The sequence below is a fragment of the Desulfoconvexum algidum genome, assembly GCF_055382125.1.
In genome coordinates this window covers 1993795-2011732 of the sequence record NZ_AP042394.1, presented here as the reverse complement: position 1 = coordinate 2011732, position 17938 = coordinate 1993795, and the positions used below count along the sequence as shown (strand labels likewise).

At 31.6% G+C, this 17938-nt stretch carries 13 protein-coding genes and 1 pseudogene; 1 reads left to right on the top strand and 13 read right to left on the bottom strand.

Features of this window, described 5'->3' with window-relative positions:
- Window positions 1-9: 9 nt before the first annotated feature.
- The 12 genes and pseudogenes from ACZ45G_RS09235 to ACZ45G_RS09180 all read right to left on the bottom strand — a co-directional run bounded on the left by ACZ45G_RS09235 (window position 10) and on the right by ACZ45G_RS09180 (window position 15692).
- Entirely contained in the window at window positions 10-1998 is a 1989-nt protein-coding gene (locus tag ACZ45G_RS09235) for a sugar transferase (protein ID WP_464177287.1), read from the bottom strand.
- A gap of 133 nt (window positions 1999-2131) precedes the next feature.
- Window positions 2132-3265, bottom strand: a complete 1134-nt coding sequence (gene wecB, locus ACZ45G_RS09230; protein WP_464177285.1) for a non-hydrolyzing UDP-N-acetylglucosamine 2-epimerase — start codon at window positions 3263-3265, stop codon at window positions 2132-2134.
- A gap of 33 nt (window positions 3266-3298) precedes the next feature.
- Entirely contained in the window at window positions 3299-4444 is a 1146-nt protein-coding gene (locus tag ACZ45G_RS09225; RefSeq protein WP_464177283.1) for a DUF354 domain-containing protein, read from the bottom strand.
- Window positions 4441-5604 carry a hypothetical protein gene (locus ACZ45G_RS09220; RefSeq protein ID WP_464177281.1) on the bottom strand — a complete coding sequence of 388 codons (1164 nt, stop codon included), beginning with the start codon at window positions 5602-5604 and terminating at the stop codon, window positions 4441-4443. Before ACZ45G_RS09220 ends, ACZ45G_RS09225 begins: the two co-directional genes overlap by 4 nt.
- Before the next feature lie 36 nt (window positions 5605-5640).
- Entirely contained in the window at window positions 5641-7767 is a 2127-nt protein-coding gene (locus ACZ45G_RS09215; protein ID WP_464177279.1) for a bi-domain-containing oxidoreductase, read from the bottom strand.
- Between the two features lie 56 nt (window positions 7768-7823).
- Window positions 7824-8948, bottom strand: coding sequence for a glycosyltransferase family 4 protein (locus tag ACZ45G_RS09210; RefSeq protein WP_464177276.1), 1125 nt, complete (start codon window positions 8946-8948; stop codon window positions 7824-7826).
- A complete protein-coding gene (locus ACZ45G_RS09205; RefSeq protein ID WP_464177274.1) occupies window positions 8920-10269 on the bottom strand; it encodes a hypothetical protein in 1350 nt (449 codons plus the stop codon). Before ACZ45G_RS09205 ends, ACZ45G_RS09210 begins: the two co-directional genes overlap by 29 nt.
- Window positions 10270-10469: 200 nt before the next feature.
- Window positions 10470-11648 carry a glycosyltransferase gene (locus ACZ45G_RS09200; RefSeq protein WP_464177272.1) on the bottom strand — a complete coding sequence of 393 codons (1179 nt, stop codon included), beginning with the start codon at window positions 11646-11648 and terminating at the stop codon, window positions 10470-10472.
- The gene (locus ACZ45G_RS09195; protein ID WP_464177270.1) at window positions 11645-12160 is read right to left on the bottom strand and encodes an acyltransferase; all 516 of its coding nucleotides are present in this window, start codon (window positions 12158-12160) and stop codon (window positions 11645-11647) included. The genes ACZ45G_RS09200 and ACZ45G_RS09195 overlap by 4 nt, the downstream gene beginning before the upstream one ends.
- A 123-nt stretch (window positions 12161-12283) precedes the next feature.
- On the bottom strand, window positions 12284-13462 hold the full coding sequence (locus tag ACZ45G_RS09190; protein WP_464177268.1) for a prenyltransferase/squalene oxidase repeat-containing protein: 1179 nt from the start codon (window positions 13460-13462) through the stop codon (window positions 12284-12286).
- A 7-nt stretch (window positions 13463-13469) separates the two neighbouring features.
- Window positions 13470-14414, bottom strand: a complete 945-nt coding sequence (locus tag ACZ45G_RS09185) for a class I SAM-dependent methyltransferase (protein ID WP_464177265.1) — start codon at window positions 14412-14414, stop codon at window positions 13470-13472.
- A gap of 324 nt (window positions 14415-14738) precedes the next feature.
- Window positions 14739-15692: pseudogene (locus ACZ45G_RS09180) on the bottom strand (IS5 family transposase).
- Between the two features lie 216 nt (window positions 15693-15908).
- Here ACZ45G_RS09180 and ACZ45G_RS09175 point away from each other — a divergent pair.
- Window positions 15909-16094 carry an integrase core domain-containing protein gene (locus ACZ45G_RS09175; RefSeq protein WP_464179909.1) on the top strand — a complete coding sequence of 62 codons (186 nt, stop codon included), beginning with the start codon at window positions 15909-15911 and terminating at the stop codon, window positions 16092-16094.
- A gap of 223 nt (window positions 16095-16317) precedes the next feature.
- Here ACZ45G_RS09175 and ACZ45G_RS09170 read toward each other — a convergent pair whose 3' ends face one another.
- Complete coding sequence (locus ACZ45G_RS09170) at window positions 16318-17871, bottom strand: lipopolysaccharide biosynthesis protein (protein ID WP_464177263.1); 1554 nt, start codon at window positions 17869-17871, stop codon at window positions 16318-16320.
- Window positions 17872-17938 lie beyond the last annotated feature (67 nt).

The following is a 17938-nucleotide window of genomic DNA, read 5'->3' as shown; positions in this document are numbered from 1 at the left end:
TTCCCTTTTTTATTCGCTCCTGATTTTATTTGTCACAATGTTATATAGCCCGACAAAAAGCACCTTTACATCGGTCCAGAACGGATGTTTTTGTTTTTGGCAAAAATAAATTCTTTCCGAATCCATATATTGATCTACTGCTTGCATTTTATACGCCACGTATGGAGGAAAACAGCCGGGCTTATACTTCATACGCTCTTTTTTCAAATCTTCCGGATAATTGGCTAAAAATCTTTCACTTAAAGGTCTTACAGAAACCAATGACAATTCACCCTTAAACAAATTGATAAGCTGAGGAGCTTCATCCAGCCAAAATCTTCGCAAGAAACTCCCCCATGCAGTGACCCTGAAATCTTCCTTGACTTTGCCTTTGTCCCCATATCCGATCTGTTTTGTAACAAAAGCCTGAAGGTATTCTGAATAGGGATACATGGTTCGAAATTTATAAATATATATTGGCTTTCCGTATCTGCCCACCCGTTTCATCTTAAACACAGGGGAGTAGGAAGGATTTGGGTCTGTTGACGGCTTGCCTGTCTTTTTAGCAGCAAAAAAAATAAAATTGTTTATCTCTTCCATGGCGATGATCTCAAATCCGCAGAAATAGATTCTTCCAAGACCTTCTGTCAAAGACAACACCCGATTTCTTCCCTTGGTGACAGAGAAATAAATTTTTTGGAGAACCGGCAATTTTGGGAAACATCGTTTCCAGATAAAATCAAGGAAATATAGGATATTCGCTAAATAAATTGGATATTTATTCAAGAAACTGATCCTGCGATTTTCTTTTGGTTCAAACTTACTGATGAAGACAGCCCCGTCTTTTATTACACGGTTCACTTCAATCAAGTATTCATTCACTCTTCGATAGTCATTCAATTCATGCAAATTTATAAAAAGATCCATCGAAGAATCAGGCAATATCTCAACATTGTAAGGATTCCCACTGCTGATCACCTCAGATGATACAATATCCAAAGAAGAGATATCAATAACCTTATCAACAAACTGATATACATGTGGCATTTTCTTTAAGTATATGTCTTTTAATTTCTTTTTAAACAACCCTGAACTATATTCCCCCTCCGTGATGAAATATTTTTCCTTTATTCGATTATTATTAACAACCTTTTGAATAATTTCCTGTTCTTTTACAACATCTGCTTTAAAAAGATTTATGCTTGGTTCATCAGTCTTCTTGGGAGAAATATAAAAATAATAAAACGAAACAATTAATAATTCCAAAAAAGCAAAAATCATAAGAGAACCAAAAATCAACCCCCTTGGAAATTCATGGATTCTACTGGCAAATATAAAAAAACTTACAATACATACAATTAGAAATATTGATTTTATAAAAGGCCAAATTACTTTAATATAGCTTTGAGTTTTAGGAATTCTGAATTTATGGACAAAAATTTCGACAAAAACCCATGAAAAACACATCACACCAAGAAGAATTTCATATTCTTCGTTTAAATTAAAAGAACCTTTTTTGAAATAATGCGCTCCAAAAAAACAACATAAAAGTATACAACACTCCAGGATTAAAAGATAAAAGGGAAACCAATCTTTCTTAGTTTTTTTCTTATCAACGTTTAAGGGAATGTAATAAAGCAATGATAAAACAATAAACTCAAGAAAGAGCCATATAAACACAGAGCCGAAAACGATAAACCTGGATAGTTCATACCATTTTAGGAAATAAAGGCTTAATGAAAGCAAACCAGCAAAAATGCAGACAGACACAAGATATGATTTTAATTGTAATTTATTACTCTCTGAATCTTTTTGCCGGAACTTATTTGTAGGGAAAAATGAAATTAACCAACAAATAAAAAAAAGAGGAATAAATTTCACATAAAGAGGTTCAAGGAAGACATGCCCTCTTTTTAAAAAATATGCCATAAAAACCGCAACCAAAAGAAGAAAACCATCAAAAACGATTTTCAACCAATAATTCTTGTTCTTAAATAGTGTAACTGTTGAGTTTGACATTTATATATATCTCTCATTTGAAACTGATTATTATTGACAGGGTCATCAAGAAGAGGGCAATCAGATATATCAGCAACATATTTTCAAAGTCACACCATCACTCCAAATTCTTAATATTTGCCAGACCAATTCCTTAGCCCTGGCTAAAAACCGAGCCTAAAATTTCAACGACTCTCTCCGCCGCCTTCCCATCCCACTTAGGCGGAACCTCGCCTTTTTTCCATTCCTTAGTCATAACCTCGTCAAATCCGTTCATTATATTTCGAGGATCATTACCCACTAACAGATTGGTCCCAATTTCACAGGTAACAGGTCTTTCAGTATTTTTTCGCAAAGTCAGACATGGAACGCCAATAGCAGTTGTCTCCTCTTGAAGACCGCCGCTGTCAGTCATCACCAGTCTTGCGTTCTTCCAGAAATACAAAGATTCCTGAAATCCCAAAGGCGGCAATTGATAAATCTTGTCTGATAGGCTGCAATCATAGCGTTTCAGCATCTTGGCTGTTCGGGGATGAACAGGAAAAATAATCGGGATATTTTCGGCAATCTCATTTAAAACACTGACAATACCGGCAAGTGTCTCGCGGTTATCCACATTGGACGGACGATGCAAAGTGAGAAATACATACTGATCAAGCTCCTGCTTAAGAGACTGATTTTTAAACCCTGCCGGATCAACTGTTCCCAATTTTTTAAGCTGATATAGGAGATTGTCAATCATCACATGGCCAACAAAATATATCCGATTTTCCGGCTTGCCTTCTTTTTTTAAATTATCAACAGCATTTTGTTCAGTCACAAAAAAATAATCAGTAATAGCATCTGTTACCATTCGATTGATTTCTTCAGGCATGGACAAATCGAAGCTACGCAAACCAGCCTCTACATGGGCAACCTTTAGCAAAAGCTTTTTCGCAACAATACTGCAAGCCAGTGTTGAATTGACATCACCAACAACCATGACAATATCAGGCTTTTCACCAATACAAACCTTTTCAAACTCAGTCATGATCTTTGCAGTCTGTATCGCATGAGAACCAGATCCCGCATCCAGAAAATAATCCGGTTCAGGAATCTCCAAATCTTCAAAAAAAGCCTGAGACATCTCATAATCATAATGCTGCCCAGTGTGTACAAGCTTATGCTCAATCTGTGTAATTTGCGGGCCGACTTGAGCATTCAACGCTCTTATTATCGGAGCAATCTTCATAAAATTAGGTCGAGCACCTGCCACAAGAATCAGTTTATATTTTCTTTTCAAATCCAAAACCTCTCACATTCATGTTCATCCGTTCCCATGTTATTTCCCCTTTCTCCCCTCCGGATCCGTGTAATATGCGGATAGAAAATTATTTTGATACTCAGGGTTCTCTTTCATAACCCCCACGCTGGAGGGAAAATTTTCTATAAACCAGGCCATAAAGGCAGCGACATTGATTTTATCTGAAAGCATTTTATATTGACGATCTTGCCATACTTTTTTTATATCCGGAATACTTGTCAACTCTTGAATTTCCAAATACAATTTTCCTGGTTCAGAGGTTTTTATACCATATGTTAAACCATATTTATGCTCTAATTCTTCCAGATAGCCGAGCTTACCTACAAAATCATTGAACCGTAAAGACGGAGTTCCTAAAACAGCAGCCTCAGCCGCCATTGTCTGACTGTCTCCGATGTACATATCCGCATAAAACAATATATGGTGAATATAGATGGGATCTACCGCAATCCGATATGGTTCAAACTCAGGCTCTAATTCACGTTCTGAGGTTATATAAATATTATATTTAGGCTTAAGCAGGCGTATTATTTTTTCCGCTATGTTTACCGTTATGCCAGTTTTCCCTTCATCGTGATGTGCAGTAAGCTTTGCGAATCTAAGAACAACATATGGTTTGGAAAAATCTATTTGTTCCTGAAGAATATTTTTGCTCGGTTTAAATATGTCTGGGTGTAGGTATGCAAGTTCATGAAAGCCTTGATAATGAATAGTTTTTCTTTCCCAATCGTTATTATCCGGACCAGTAGGACAACTAACCGGTGCAAGTATATTACTTGCCCAAGGATATCCCAGTTTGCTGAATAATGCCACTGCATCATAGTCATCCTCATTAACTACAATTGAAGGAATATTTAATAATTTGCCCACATGGGTTATTTCGGTCGAAGTCCCTACCATAATATCGGGTCGCTTCTTTTTACAAAGCCAAAATATTTTCCAATCTCTTTTAATAAGACCGATGGCTATCCCCAGCCGACCGTCTTTTCTACCTTCTGGCAAAATATTGATAAAATCGATATTGGATTGTTTAAGCAGATATTCTAGTATATCTTTTTTCTTTATAAGCACTATGATATCGTGATTGTTATCTTTTAACGTTGTAATAATATTTTTAAACAAATGATAATGAGCTGGATGCCCCAGATAAAATAAAATCTTCATTTGTTTGTTCCTGTTTTATATAGTAAAAAAGATAATGCCAAAAACATCCATGCATTTGACCAACGCATAAAAGAAGTTTTAACAGTATAACTCTTACTTTTTCTGTAATGAAAAAAACCTTTTTTCGATTGCATATTTTTAATTATCCATAAAGCAACATTAGTAGCTAATTCAATTTCCCCAAAACGACATAGAGTTAAAATAGACTGAGAGGCAGAGGTACAATCAATGGGGAATAATTTTTTATCGTAAAATTTTGGGATTTGATTATCATGAAAAAAATTTTTAGTATAATAATCAAGTCCTTTCTTTAAATTATCTTGATATTTGTTGTCTTGAGTTAATTTAATATAATCATCAAGGGAATCTAAAATGTATCCTGTATGATAATTATCAACCCAAGTTCTTTTATCACCATATGAATACTGCCATGAGCCATCTTCAAATTGATGATCCATAACAAAAGAAACAGTTTTTGATGCATCTTCTTTTAATTTTACATCATTTGTCAAAGAATAGACTTGTGATAATAATCTTGCACCCTTCATTGTTGCATTAAAAACAACCTGTTTATCAAAAGGAGAATATGAAAAACAAAAATTTTCGTCTTTAATAATTCTATTTAAATCATTACTAATAAAACTAACAGTATTCTTACATAATTCAAATGATTTTTGATTATTTGTTATTTTATAATTAACATATAAAGCATTTGAAATAATACCAGTTGTAACAACGGTCGGAGCATATGCAGGAACTGTAAAATATCTACCTTCCCAATCAAAATCATAACCCCATGAAATACCATGATAGCCATTTGATTGATTTTCGATTAATTTAGAAATTAACAAATTTATTTCATTTTCATAGAATCCTTTATTACAAGGAGATATTTTCCACATATAAGAATAAGCTTGTATACAAAGACCTATAGTAACAGGATTAAGTCTTTTTTTAATAAATAATATTTTTCTTAAATTTAATGGAGAACGTCTTACTATCTGTTGAAAACTAAAACGAAATAATTTATTATTTTTTATAAATGGGAATTTAAACAAATCTGATGTTAATGCATCATATGGGTCATATCCACAATATTCTTCATTTAGGATATATTTTTCAAGTTTTATATGGCTTTTACTTAATATTTCTTGATTCATACTATTTTTTATTCTTTTTTCGAAATACACTAAATTTTAATATAAAATCAGTTTGTTGTTTTTTATAGATTTTATAACATCAAATGTCATCTTTGTTGTCATATATATATCCTCAAATGAAATAGGTGCGATATTACCTTTTGCTATTGAATCAAGAAATTGTTTTACTCCTTCTTTATGGCCTTTATCATTTATTTTATGTGATACTTTTTTTCTATTATCATAGATTGTTAATTTCTTAAAATCATCTATAACAGCGGTAACACCATCAGAAAAAATTTCAAGATATTCTTTTGCAAGGGCTTTACTACCATTTGCAAAATAAGAGATGTTTGCAATAGAACCATTTTTAAATTTAACATTAATCACAAGTGTATCATTCATATGAAAATTTGAATCCATAACGTTTGCAGAGATTGATTTAGGCATACTATCGGCTAAGTACATAGATAAATCCAGAAAATGACAAACTTCTCCAATAATTCGCCCCCCCCCTATTTCAGGATCATGCGTCCAGTGGTCTGAGGGAATATTTCCAACGTTAATTCTATAATTAATTGCTTTAGGGCGACTATTATCAAATATTTGTTTCACTTTTTTAATATGAGGAGAAAATCTACGATTAAAACCAACCATAACAGATACATTATTTTTCTCATATTCATTTTTAATTTCTTCAAGTTCACTTTCTTTTAAACATAGTGGTTTTTCTATAAATACATTTTTCCCATTTTGTAAAGACTTTAATACACATTCTGCATGTAAATTATGTCGAGTTGCAATAAATATTGTATTTACTTCACTTTTTTTAATTAACTCATTATAATCACTAAAAGCGTACTTAAAATTGAATTTATCAACAATATTTTTTGAATTATTTCCACTAGCAGTTGCAACACCAAACAAATCACAATTCTTATTTACATTAGGTAATAAAAACTTTTGGGCAAAAGAACCTGCCCCAATAAATCCAATAATCGTTTTTTCATTATTAGAATTTTTATTAATTTTATTATTCTTTATATTAACTTTGATTTCGCTTTTTATATTATACTTAAGTAAAATCCCTACAAACATCTCTTCTTTATTAATAATTAATTGATATGCTTTTTTTGCATCTTCAAAATCATACATATGAGTTGTTAATAGATCAATATCCAATGATTTGTTGGACAACAATTCTAAAAAAGCTAACATATTTCGATTTTCTGTCCAACGGACATATTCAATAGGATAATTTAGTCCTTTTTCTTCATAATTAACATCATATCTTCCAGGTCCATAAGAACATGACATCTTTAACTCTAATTCTTTTTTATAATAATTTGGCCGTGTAAAGCCAGTTGGTACAGCACCTACGATAATAACTTTTCCTTTTTTTCTACATAACCGACCTGCCAATTCTACCGGATCAATACTTGTTGTCCCTGCTGTAATTATTACAGCATCGACACCATGACCTTTAGACATATTTAAAGTAGAATTCTCAAGAGAATTATTATTTCTGTTAAAAGCTAATGTTGCTCCTGATTTTGTTGCTAATTCAACCATATTATCATCGATATCAATACCGACAACATTAACACCAGATGTCTTTAACATTTGAACAGTTAATTGACCAATTAAACCTAAGCCAATTACAATACATGATTCACTTAATCTTAAATCGGCTTGTCGAATGCCTTGCAATGCAATAGATGCAACTGTCGTATAAGCAGCATGTTCAATTTTAACATTTTTAGGAATTTTTACACATAGATTTTTATGAACAGAAACTACTTCAGCATGAACAGAGTCGGCACCACCACAAGCAACAAAATCACCAACTTGGAATTCAGTTACGTCATCAGATACTTCTATAACTTTACCAGCACAGCTATAGCCTAATGGTGAAGGAAAATCTAATTTATTCATAACTTTTTGATATGTTGATTTCATTCCTTCTGTTTTTAATGAATCAATAACCTGTTTCACTTTATCAGGTTTTTCCTGAGCTTTTTTAATTAATGAAGATCGAGCTGTTTTAACTTTACTAACCTCTGTACCTGCACTAATTAAAGAATAAGCATTCCTTATCAAAACTTTTCCTTTTGATAAAGCAGGAAAAGGAACTTCTAATATTTCCATAATTCCAGATTTTAAATTTTGTGTAAGTTGTTTCAATATATATACCTTAATTTAAATGTTAAAATAATTTAAATATCATAATACTAAATACTTCATATATTCTCATGATAAAATGTGTCGAACATATGTCCCATTCTTTCACAATAGGATTCAACAGAAAATTTTTTCTTAAAGCATCTAATATTTTCTTCTGATATTCGATGTAACAATTTCCTGTCAAAATAAAAAAGGTGAATTGCTTGAAATAAATTAGAAGGTGAATTTTCGTTTAGTAAAATTCCATTAACTTTATCCTCAACAGTATCAGGTATAGCGCCAACATGTGTAGAAATTATCGCAAGGCCGCATCCCATGCTTTCAAGAATCGTCAGTGGTTGCCCATCCCAATATGTAGGATGCGTCAATATCGAACACTTTTGAATTATTTCCCATTTTCTATTATCAGTCAGCAATCCATGAAAAGTAATATAATCATTAAGATTATTATATTGAATATAATTTTCCATTTTTCTTTTATGATTAAAATTGCTCCACTCACCTAATACATGAAGATGTACATCTAAATTATGATCTTTACAAATATGTATTGCTTTAATAAGATTTTTTATTCCCTTGGAATAATTTAATGCACCAATATATAGTAGATTTAAATTTACACTATAAATATCCTCTTTTGATATTTTGATTTCATCAGGAACATAAACACCATTGTCCAACACGATTGTGTTAGTTATACCATGTGACTCCAAGTCTTTTTTTACACTTTTACCCAACACTCGAAGCAAATCAACACGTTTTAAAAAAAATAATCCAATTTTCTTTTTGAATCGACCGTTTTCCAAAAATTGAAAATTTGCACCTGCCAATTCTCCTATTATTTTAACACCCATGCTTTTAGCGACAATAATAACAATACCTGTCCTTAAAAAAGCACTTAAATTTTTCGGAATTGATGTAAAAATTATTTTGGGTCTTGTTTTTGTAATGTATGAAATGATCTTTATTATTTGATAAAACCCCCAATAGAGATTTCGAGGTGAAATTTTCCCTTGAGTTGATTTATTTGAATCTTTTCTTGAATATGAAAATATAAGATATTCTTTTTTTGGTGTTAGATATTTTTTCAAATAAGAGGCACGTATTTCCCCTCCTCCAAATGGTGGTGGAGTTTTAAGAATTATTAAAAAATTATATTTTTTCATATTTTCTCGTTTCATGAATTAAGTTCATCAAATAACCTGACAAGAACCAAAAGAAATACACAAACAGACTTACTCTTATGGTATTGAGGTATATTGTTGATGGAATTAATATTATATTCATACCCAAGACACCTATTGCTACAACCCCATTTATACCAGAAAGATTTCTTAATGGATAAATTTTAATAAACATAACGCTTATTATAAAAAAAAAGAATAGTGTGCCAACTATTCCATACTCCCAAAGCATATTAGCAATAAAAATCCTGTCAATTTCAAACCCTTCAAATTTTTTATAATATATCCCTTGCCCTTCACTAAAAAAAGAGTTGGAAGCATTACCCGCACCAACTCCGAAAATAAAATGCATATTGTTTTTTTTTATATTATCAAAAGCAAAAATTATTTGAGGAATTCGATTTAACTTGGATTCTGTTGTATCTTTCGCATAATAGATATAGTTAATAATTTTTTCAGGATTAGTAACATAAGTTAGTATTGATCTGTTTTTCATTATGTTAACTTCTTTATAAGCAGTAGTATTATATAAAGAATTAAAAACGAATATGTAAACTCCTATTACAAGCAGGAAACCGCAAAATAAAGATACCCAGCTTTTAATATTCATTTTTATTTCAGGAATTAAAATGAAAATGGAAAAAAAAAACAGTATAATCAAAAATATACTTATTTTTGTTTCGTTGATGGCCATTGGAAAAAAAATTGCCAATAATACAATTTGGAAAGTTCTCTTTTTTATCTTACATTTGAAATAATAAGAAGTCCAAAAAATCATTATAATGCAATTGAAAAGGCTCAATATCCCTGAAGACCCTGCTCCCAATGTCCCTCCAACGGGGTCTCCGGATAAGGTGTTATAATAAAATCGTTGTGCTATCGATACAGGGCACTGTAAAATTGAAAGAAAAAAAATAGTTTTCATTAATTTAACAATAAATCTATCTGAAAATTTATAAAAAAAAGGTAAAAATACAATTGGTAAAAATTTCAGATGAACTCTACTTCCAACTATTATCGAAAATAATGGTGTCTTATTGATAAAAAGGCTAAACAAGGTTAACATAAGATATAAATAAAACAGTAAATAAATGTTCCCAGTAGGTAAACGTCTATTTTTCAACATAATGGATAAAATCATATATAAAATTAGAACTATTGTTAAAAGTTCAGGTAACCAAGTAAATTGCCTTGGAATTAATAACAACTTGTCTGCCATCCAATCGAGAAAAAAGAAACTAATAAATAATGATAAAATACTTAATTCAATGAATTTGTTAGTGCTGTTATTTTTTATGACTTGCATAAAATCGTCCATACTTCCATATATAATGTGTTATTAGCTTTAAAATTTTTCATAGGCTATACATGCAGCAATAAAGTCATGATCACTTTTCTCTTTATTTTTTTTATTATAAAACCAATTTTTCTCAAAGAATCATTTGTTAGACAACAAAAAGTGACTGGATCTATTTTTTGGGAACCTAATTTATTTTGTCGTTGAAAATGAGTATATTTTTAAACTTTCTCTAAATATTTGTCTTTTCCCAATTGAATACTTTTCAATATAGCAGCAGACCTTTTTTCCCAGCTATATTTATCAAAAGCAAGGCTTTTAGCTGTCTCTGCAATTTTTGAAGGATATGAGTCATCAAGAGCATTTTGTAATTTTAATGACAATTCTTCAAAGGATTCTGGATCAGCCAGATAAGCTGATATCTGGTCAGTGAGGACCTCTCTTATTGTTCTAAATCCGTGGCCGACAATAATCCGACCAGATGCCATATATTCAAACATCTTCAACGGCGAGCAATAGTCGATGGTTGGTACTGTCTTTGACCATATCATAAGTAGCACATCAGCAGCGTATAAATAATTTTTAACCTGTGATTGGGGGACCCTACCAATAAAATTGAGATTATCAAGACCTTTACTCTTTACTATTTTTTCATAGTTATGTTTTTGTACCAAAGGCCCACCAAGAACAATAAATTGAGCCTGCGTGTATATTTCGGCCAACTCAATAATATGCTCAATCCCCCTATCAGGATACAAACTTCCGGCATATACTACAATTTTACCATCAATTTCCAAGCCAAGATAAGTCCGGGCTTCCTTCCGGGTTAGTGATGGGGCAAAAGAATGAAAATCAAATCCATCATGTAGAGGAATAATCTTCTTTTCGTCTATGCCATTATCGGACCAAAAGTCTGCCAGAGCCTGACTTATTGCAACAAATTTAAGCAGAGTATTGGTTTTGGAATATCCGATTAGTATTTTTTTCCAAAATTTGTCCAAAAAATTGTATTTTGTATGTAAAAGTGAGTTATGGGATTCAAAAACAACAGGAATATTTACCCTTGCGGCTAAATGTAAAAACAAGGGAATTCGAACATAACAAAGGTCAGCATCAGATTTTTGCAAAATTTTTTTTGCACCAAAATAACTTCCTAAAATTTTAAATTTTCCTAAAATAGTAAATTTCGGATATGAAACAATTTTAAACCCAATCGATCTGCCGATAAATGTCTCAAGAAAAATAGTTATGTCCGTATCAGTTTTCATATTTTTGGATTCAGGCACTGCTAAAATGACATCCACACCCAGCTTTTGAAAACTGTCGCATAGATATAGAATTGATATAATATTTGCTTTCCCGGAATCAAGCGGTATATTATGCAGATAAAGCATTTTCATTTAATTACCTTTCGCATTTCAATCAATTCCTCTTTGTTTAGTAGCTCATTTTCCGAATATATTTGTTTTTCATGGTCTAAAATTTCCTGTATTGACCATCTAAACTTTATAGCTCTTGCCGGTACTCCACCGAAAATTGAGTAAGGTGGTACATTTTCAATAACAAGTGCACCGGCGGCGATAATTGCTCCTCGGCCTATTGTTACACCTTTTAATATAGTGGAACAGGCACCTATCCAGACATCGTTATCAATAAATATTGGCATATCATCTTCAGGTCTTTTCTCTTTTACATCATACATAAAACGACCTATAACAGACGTATTATGATTACCACCTCTAATTGTAACATTGGGGCCGAACATAACCTTATTACCAATAGTTATTGAGGTCATACTTGCTGATAAATTAGCACCTTTCCCAATATAAACATCATCTCCAACTGATATCGTCTTATAGGTATAAAAGCCAAAAGGATCAAATTTAAAATTTTTTCCATGTTTTTTAAACATTGGTCTCAAGACATACATAATAAACCGGCTATATATACGTCGAACTAAATCAAATAAAAATCCAATGTATTTCAAATTATATGCCCTTTATTAAATTGAGCATTAAAAGTAATAACAAAAATTTTAAAAATATCCTAAACCAATACATTTTTGAAAATTCCAATCTGAACTTGATGAAAAAATTGTATTCTCAATTTCAGCTAAAGTTAGACACCTAAACCAAGTATTCCAAAGATCACTTTGATTCCATCTTCTTCCCTTATTCGTCCAGTGAGTATTGATAACAGACTTATGCTTTATAGTACTACTTGCTGTCTTTCTTAACCTAAAATACCAGAGATAGGGATTTGAACCCGAAAATACAAATCTTATAGTCTCTTCTTGAAAAATATTTCTAAATGCTGATACATGCTTCCTTGATTCACAAAAACCACCATCTTTATTCTGACTATTTATAATTCCTTTATGCAAACGGCTTAGAGCTAAACTGATTTTTTTTTTATTATATTCTTTTTTGAATCCAAGATTTATAAGTATATTGGCAGCATCATAATCCATACATCCACCACCACCAGGCACTGCAGCAAAATGCCCGTCTGGATCCTGTAAGTTTAAAACTGTATCAACAATATGATTATTCATAAAAACCTCTTTATTCCAATAATTATAAATTTCAAACTGATGGAATGAATTCTGAAATCCAGAATAATATCTTTTACTCAAAGCATTTCCCCAAAAACCAGTTTTTTTATTTTGATGTTCATCATGAAAATAAAACCAATCTTTCATTCTTTCTGCAGCTATTTCATCATTATTTTTTTTATATTGATATGTTAAAAAAATTCCAACAAACATAGCCATGTTTCCAGAACCTTGAACACCTCTAAAACAGCCATTTTCTAATAAGTACTTATAAAGACTTTCAGATCGCATCCATTGGTTTATAAATATCAATTCATTTGCTGGTGATGCTCCTAATAAGTCTAAAGCACTTAAACAAAAAGAAGTAAGTTGATAAACAGTTTTTGTATTTAGTTCACCTTTATAGTTTTCAGGTATAAAAAAACCTGAATCTTTATCTTGAAATGAATTGAAATATTCAACCCAAAGTTCTTTTTCTTTTGAAGATATAGAACCTGTCTCATCAAAAAGATCTAAAATAAAAAGGGCGAAACAAGATGTAAAAACTGTAGCATCGGCACCATTATTCATCTTAAAGTGAGTTTGTCCTGTCTGCATTGAAAATAACCATTTAAGTACATTATTTTTCAATTTTTTCTTCTTATTTATTTTTTTTCCCATAAACTCATTAGTTAGTTGCATTATTTTTAGCATATACGGTAATACCAATTTCTTTGCCGGTTAAAATATTTGAAAAAGCTTTTTCAAGTTTATTAGTACACTTCAAAAAAAAAATACTATTTCTTATGCCTGGAATATTAGTAAAATCAAGAGAAAGTCTTGTTGAAATAAATTCAAAATTATATTTTTCAAGAGTTGTCATCACAGATTTATAATCATAAATATTTACATGCTCCAAAGGGTTAAAATTTTTAGAAAGAGCGGGGAAATTAGAGCTTACTTTTTTTACATTTTTTTTAATATATTTTGATCGATAGTCATTTACTGAAAAAATTAATAAGCCATTAGGTTTTAGTAAAGTTTTGACTAATTTTAATATATAATCAACATCCTGTACGTGCTCTAATACAGAATTCATTACAAATACATCAACTGGAGACAGAGACTTAAGCTCTTCAATACTATCGACGATTTTATGACCTCTTTTTTTTGCGAAATCAATTTTACGCTTATCTTCATCATAACCATAAACATTGACTCCATATCCATTTGCAACATCTAAAAAATCTCCCCAACCACATCCATAGTCAAGCAGTTTTATATCATTTAACTTCTTTTTTCCTAAAAGTGTAAACAAACGTAATAGATTGTTCCATGTACGCGTAATGGCGATTCTTTTATTTAGAAGTAACACTTTTTCAAGACTTTTCTCGTGGTCAATAGTTTTGTCATAAACTATCCTCAATGTATCATTGTCCCATAAAGTTTCACAATAGACCATTCCACACACGTCACATTCAGAATAGGTAACCAAATCATCTTTACCTATAATGGCTTTCCTCAATTCTTCTACTTTATATGTAGGATTTACTGCACAGAGTAACTCTGGAGTAAAAGTCATGATAACTTCTGCTTTATTTGTTTCACAAACTGGACAGTTTCTTTTATTCATTTAATTTTAATCCTTTTGATTTCACCAGATAGATATTGCTGCAGTTAATACTTAGTCTGCTATTATTCATACTTCTTGCAATAATCTTAATCTAAACATTTTAAAATTTAGTTAAGCCATAAACGATAGTACCATTCCCCAAATATTAAGAGCTTTGAATTAGCCCAACCTTCATCGAAACCTGATGAAAAATGAACCCTACCTGATGAAATTTGATTTCGGAATTTCGTTTTTTTACTTATTTTTAGCTGTCATTTGGATTTTAAAACTCAGACGTGTGTTAGTAATTTTCTTTTGGGGAATGATTTCATATCATATCCGCATTTACCCCTGGTAAACTTTTCCCTGCTGCATTTTTTGGACGATCTTGATTCCTTTTCGGATATTGTAAGCGACCTGCCTGATCCAAATATCAATATTATTTTTGGCGATGCTTGTAAACCTGGCTCTTTGGCCTCCATCATGGAGATGGCTGATACCGAAGTACTGTTCCACAATATAACGTACTTTCGATATCTTTTTATTCCGGTCTTTTTCAAGCTCTGTTAGTTTGGCAGTGGTCGTATTTTTTCCCATGATGCCGTCACCAAAGTTATTCAGACTTAAAAAATTTCTGTTTCCTTCGCCATGATATCTTTTATCTGTGCAAACCATTTTCAACTTCTACTTCGTATAACGACTGTATAATGTACAGTATTAAAAATAATTGGTGTCGTGAACAGATGCCTGACTTAAAGCTGTTGCCAAAATAAAACCATGATTGGTATCTACTGAAGCATGCTCTTTTAAACCGTAATAAGGCTTATCATTTTTCACCGTCCAGTTGGATTCAAGATCCCTTGAAAACTTACGAGGTTTACCTGTCTTGTCAAGCTGTCCTCCTGAAGATAATCGTTCTGCTTTTAATTTAACAAGCTTCTTGTTGCTCAACGCTTTACTGGCAGACTTGACGATACGAGCATCTATTAAAATACCCTCATTTATTTTTATCCCTTCTGCAGAAAACTGATTCAAAATATTTAGCGTGATTGTTTCAAACTGCCCCTTACTCAGCCTTCCTCTGAAACGGGAAAAGGTTGAATGATCAGGAGAGGGAATATTTGAAGGGAGGTCTAAGAACTTGCGGAAAGCTCTTCTGTCATTGATTTGACTTTCAAGTTCCGGGTCTGAATCAATTCTGAACCACTTTTGGAGCAAAAGACATTTAAACAACATCAAAGGGGGATATGCCGGTTGACCGAGTTTGTTTTTACCTTCGTCATACGTCGAATCAAATATTTTCTTGATCGAACACAGTCTATAGAATTATCAATTTCTACCAACCGGTTAAGCCTGATATTGGTAAAAGAATTATTTTCAACAGATTTTAGATCGGCAAAAGTCATTTGCTTATTTTTTTTCTTAAAACTCATGAGCACCACCCAAAGTCATGGTTAAGTTTTAAGTAAATCATAGCATGTTTTGAAAAATTATTCAAAATTTTCAGCTACATAGATCATTTTACTACTAACTTTTTATTGGAAAATTTACGTAAACGAATTTCAATCAGTTGAGCAGCTGCGCAAGTCTCTGAAAAAATACTTTGATTATTACAACCATAAGCGACCTCACCAGAGTCGTAATAGGCAAACCCAAGCCGAAATATATTATGGAGAAAATCGGTTGAGGTTGGTTGGATGATAAAAATATTTTTAAACCTGCTCCGGTAAAAGTCAACTCCTCCGACGTGGCTATATGGGGGCCCATTCTCGGACCTGACTTCTACCTCCGATAAAGTGAGTCGTAAATCAGCAATTGTTTTAAAAGCCGGATTCAATTTTCTCGGAAATTTAATCAAAATTTGACGTTTAGATTGAGCAAAGAACTGTCTTGACATTGAGGTCCACTATAAAGCTATAAAAAGTCAGAATGAAAATTTCACCATTAACCTTCTTAATTTGCCATTTAAATACGACCTGTGTATAGGAAGTAATCCTATAGAATATATACCTAATAAAGTTACTATTCCAAAAACAACAGTACATATTATAAATTCAAAAACACCTGAAACAATAATTACTTTTCCAAATATCAGACAAAATAGAAACAAAACAAACGCTAATAACAATGGTGAAGCGTAAACATTTTTATAGTATATAAATACAGACACTTTAAAATATTTACAATATAATAAGGGGAGTGCTAATATATCTGATAAAATAATTTTTAATGCCCACCCAATTGCAATCCCTGTTATTCCCATATCAGCAAATATCATTAACAAAAGCCCACACCCAATCCCTATTAATGTGCAAACAAATTGGGTAATAGCTGATACCCAATGTTTACCTGTGGCATTTAATATTGACCTTGTAGCTATTTGAGGAGTTCCTAAAGCAAATGGGATAATCATTATTTTAATTAAGTTATACATTGTGCTCAAATCTTCTTCAGAAAGTCCTGATTTACCAATCCAAACAAACAATAAGTTATCTGCAAAAAAGAATAAAAATACACATATGGGAATACTCATAATTAGCCCATACCTAACACCAATTATATTGAGTTGGGTAAGTTGTTTGTATTTATTTTCTGCATCTAGTCTACTTGCAATTGGGACAAATGTCGAACCTAACATTGTTATAAAAGGGGATAATTTTCTTAACAATGCATTAGGTATGCTGTACAATGTTGTTGCTCCGACACTTAACCAGACACCAATAATTAATATTGGTAACTTAGCCCCCATCATACCAGAAAGTGTTTGTAAAAATGCACTATTACCCAAAGAAGACATTTCCTTAAAATTTCTTATAGTTATACTTTTAAATTCAAATTCTAATTCTGGATAATATTTTTTAGTAGCCAAACAGAAAAGAGTAACTGCATTTGATAAATTTAGAATAAAAAATATTACGGCCAAGACAATAAGCCCGTTATTTCCGTCTCTAAAAAAGGATACAACCAAAAACAATTTCAACAAGTTAAAGAATACTTCAACAAAAGCTATAATATCATACTTATCTTTTGCTTGTAATAATCCATTTCCAACTCTGAAAGGAAAAATTAAAGCGACATTTAGTCCTGTTAAACCAAAAACCCAGTAAATTATATTTTTTTGACTTTCAGCGACATTCAATATCGCAGGCACAAAAGGACTGACAATCAAAATTGTAATCATAATTAAAATAGAAAATCCACTGAAAATTGCAATTGCAGTACTATAAACTTGATTATTCTCAGTGTTATTTTTTAATACAATATTTTTTGAGACAAATCTGGAAACACTATTTGCAATGCCAAAATCAAGTAACATCAAGAATGAAGTCCCCTGTCCCACCATTAACCAAATCCCATAATCATGTTTACCAAAATGAGAAATGAGGAGAGGGGTCATAATGATTGTTGTAAGAATTAATATTAGTTTTCCAAACCACCCTGCTGCAACATTTTTAAATATTACTTTTTTTAAACTCATAATCTAAGGCCGACCTATTTTTTCTTTTTGAAAGACTAAAAAAACGATAAATCAAAAGTGACTATTC

Excerpts from the sequence above, each read along its gene's own strand:
- ACZ45G_RS09225 (WP_464177283.1), bottom strand. The coding sequence starts at position 4,444 with ATGAAGATTTTATTTTATCTGGGGCATCCAGCTCATTATCATTTGTTT.
- ACZ45G_RS09170 (WP_464177263.1), bottom strand. The coding sequence starts at position 17,871 with ATGAGTTTAAAAAAAGTAATATTTAAAAATGTTGCAGCAGGGTGGTTT.
- ACZ45G_RS09235 (WP_464177287.1), bottom strand. The coding sequence starts at position 1,998 with ATGTCAAACTCAACAGTTACACTATTTAAGAACAAGAATTATTGGTTG.
- ACZ45G_RS09205 (WP_464177274.1), bottom strand. The coding sequence starts at position 10,269 with ATGGACGATTTTATGCAAGTCATAAAAAATAACAGCACTAACAAATTC.
- ACZ45G_RS09190 (WP_464177268.1), bottom strand. The coding sequence starts at position 13,462 with ATGGGAAAAAAAATAAATAAGAAGAAAAAATTGAAAAATAATGTACTT.
- ACZ45G_RS09200 (WP_464177272.1), bottom strand. The coding sequence starts at position 11,648 with ATGAAAATGCTTTATCTGCATAATATACCGCTTGATTCCGGGAAAGCA.
- ACZ45G_RS09185 (WP_464177265.1), bottom strand. The coding sequence starts at position 14,414 with ATGAATAAAAGAAACTGTCCAGTTTGTGAAACAAATAAAGCAGAAGTT.
- ACZ45G_RS09195 (WP_464177270.1), bottom strand. The coding sequence starts at position 12,160 with ATGTTTAAAAAACATGGAAAAAATTTTAAATTTGATCCTTTTGGCTTT.
- ACZ45G_RS09220 (WP_464177281.1), bottom strand. The coding sequence starts at position 5,604 with ATGAATCAAGAAATATTAAGTAAAAGCCATATAAAACTTGAAAAATAT.
- ACZ45G_RS09210 (WP_464177276.1), bottom strand. The coding sequence starts at position 8,948 with ATGAAACGAGAAAATATGAAAAAATATAATTTTTTAATAATTCTTAAA.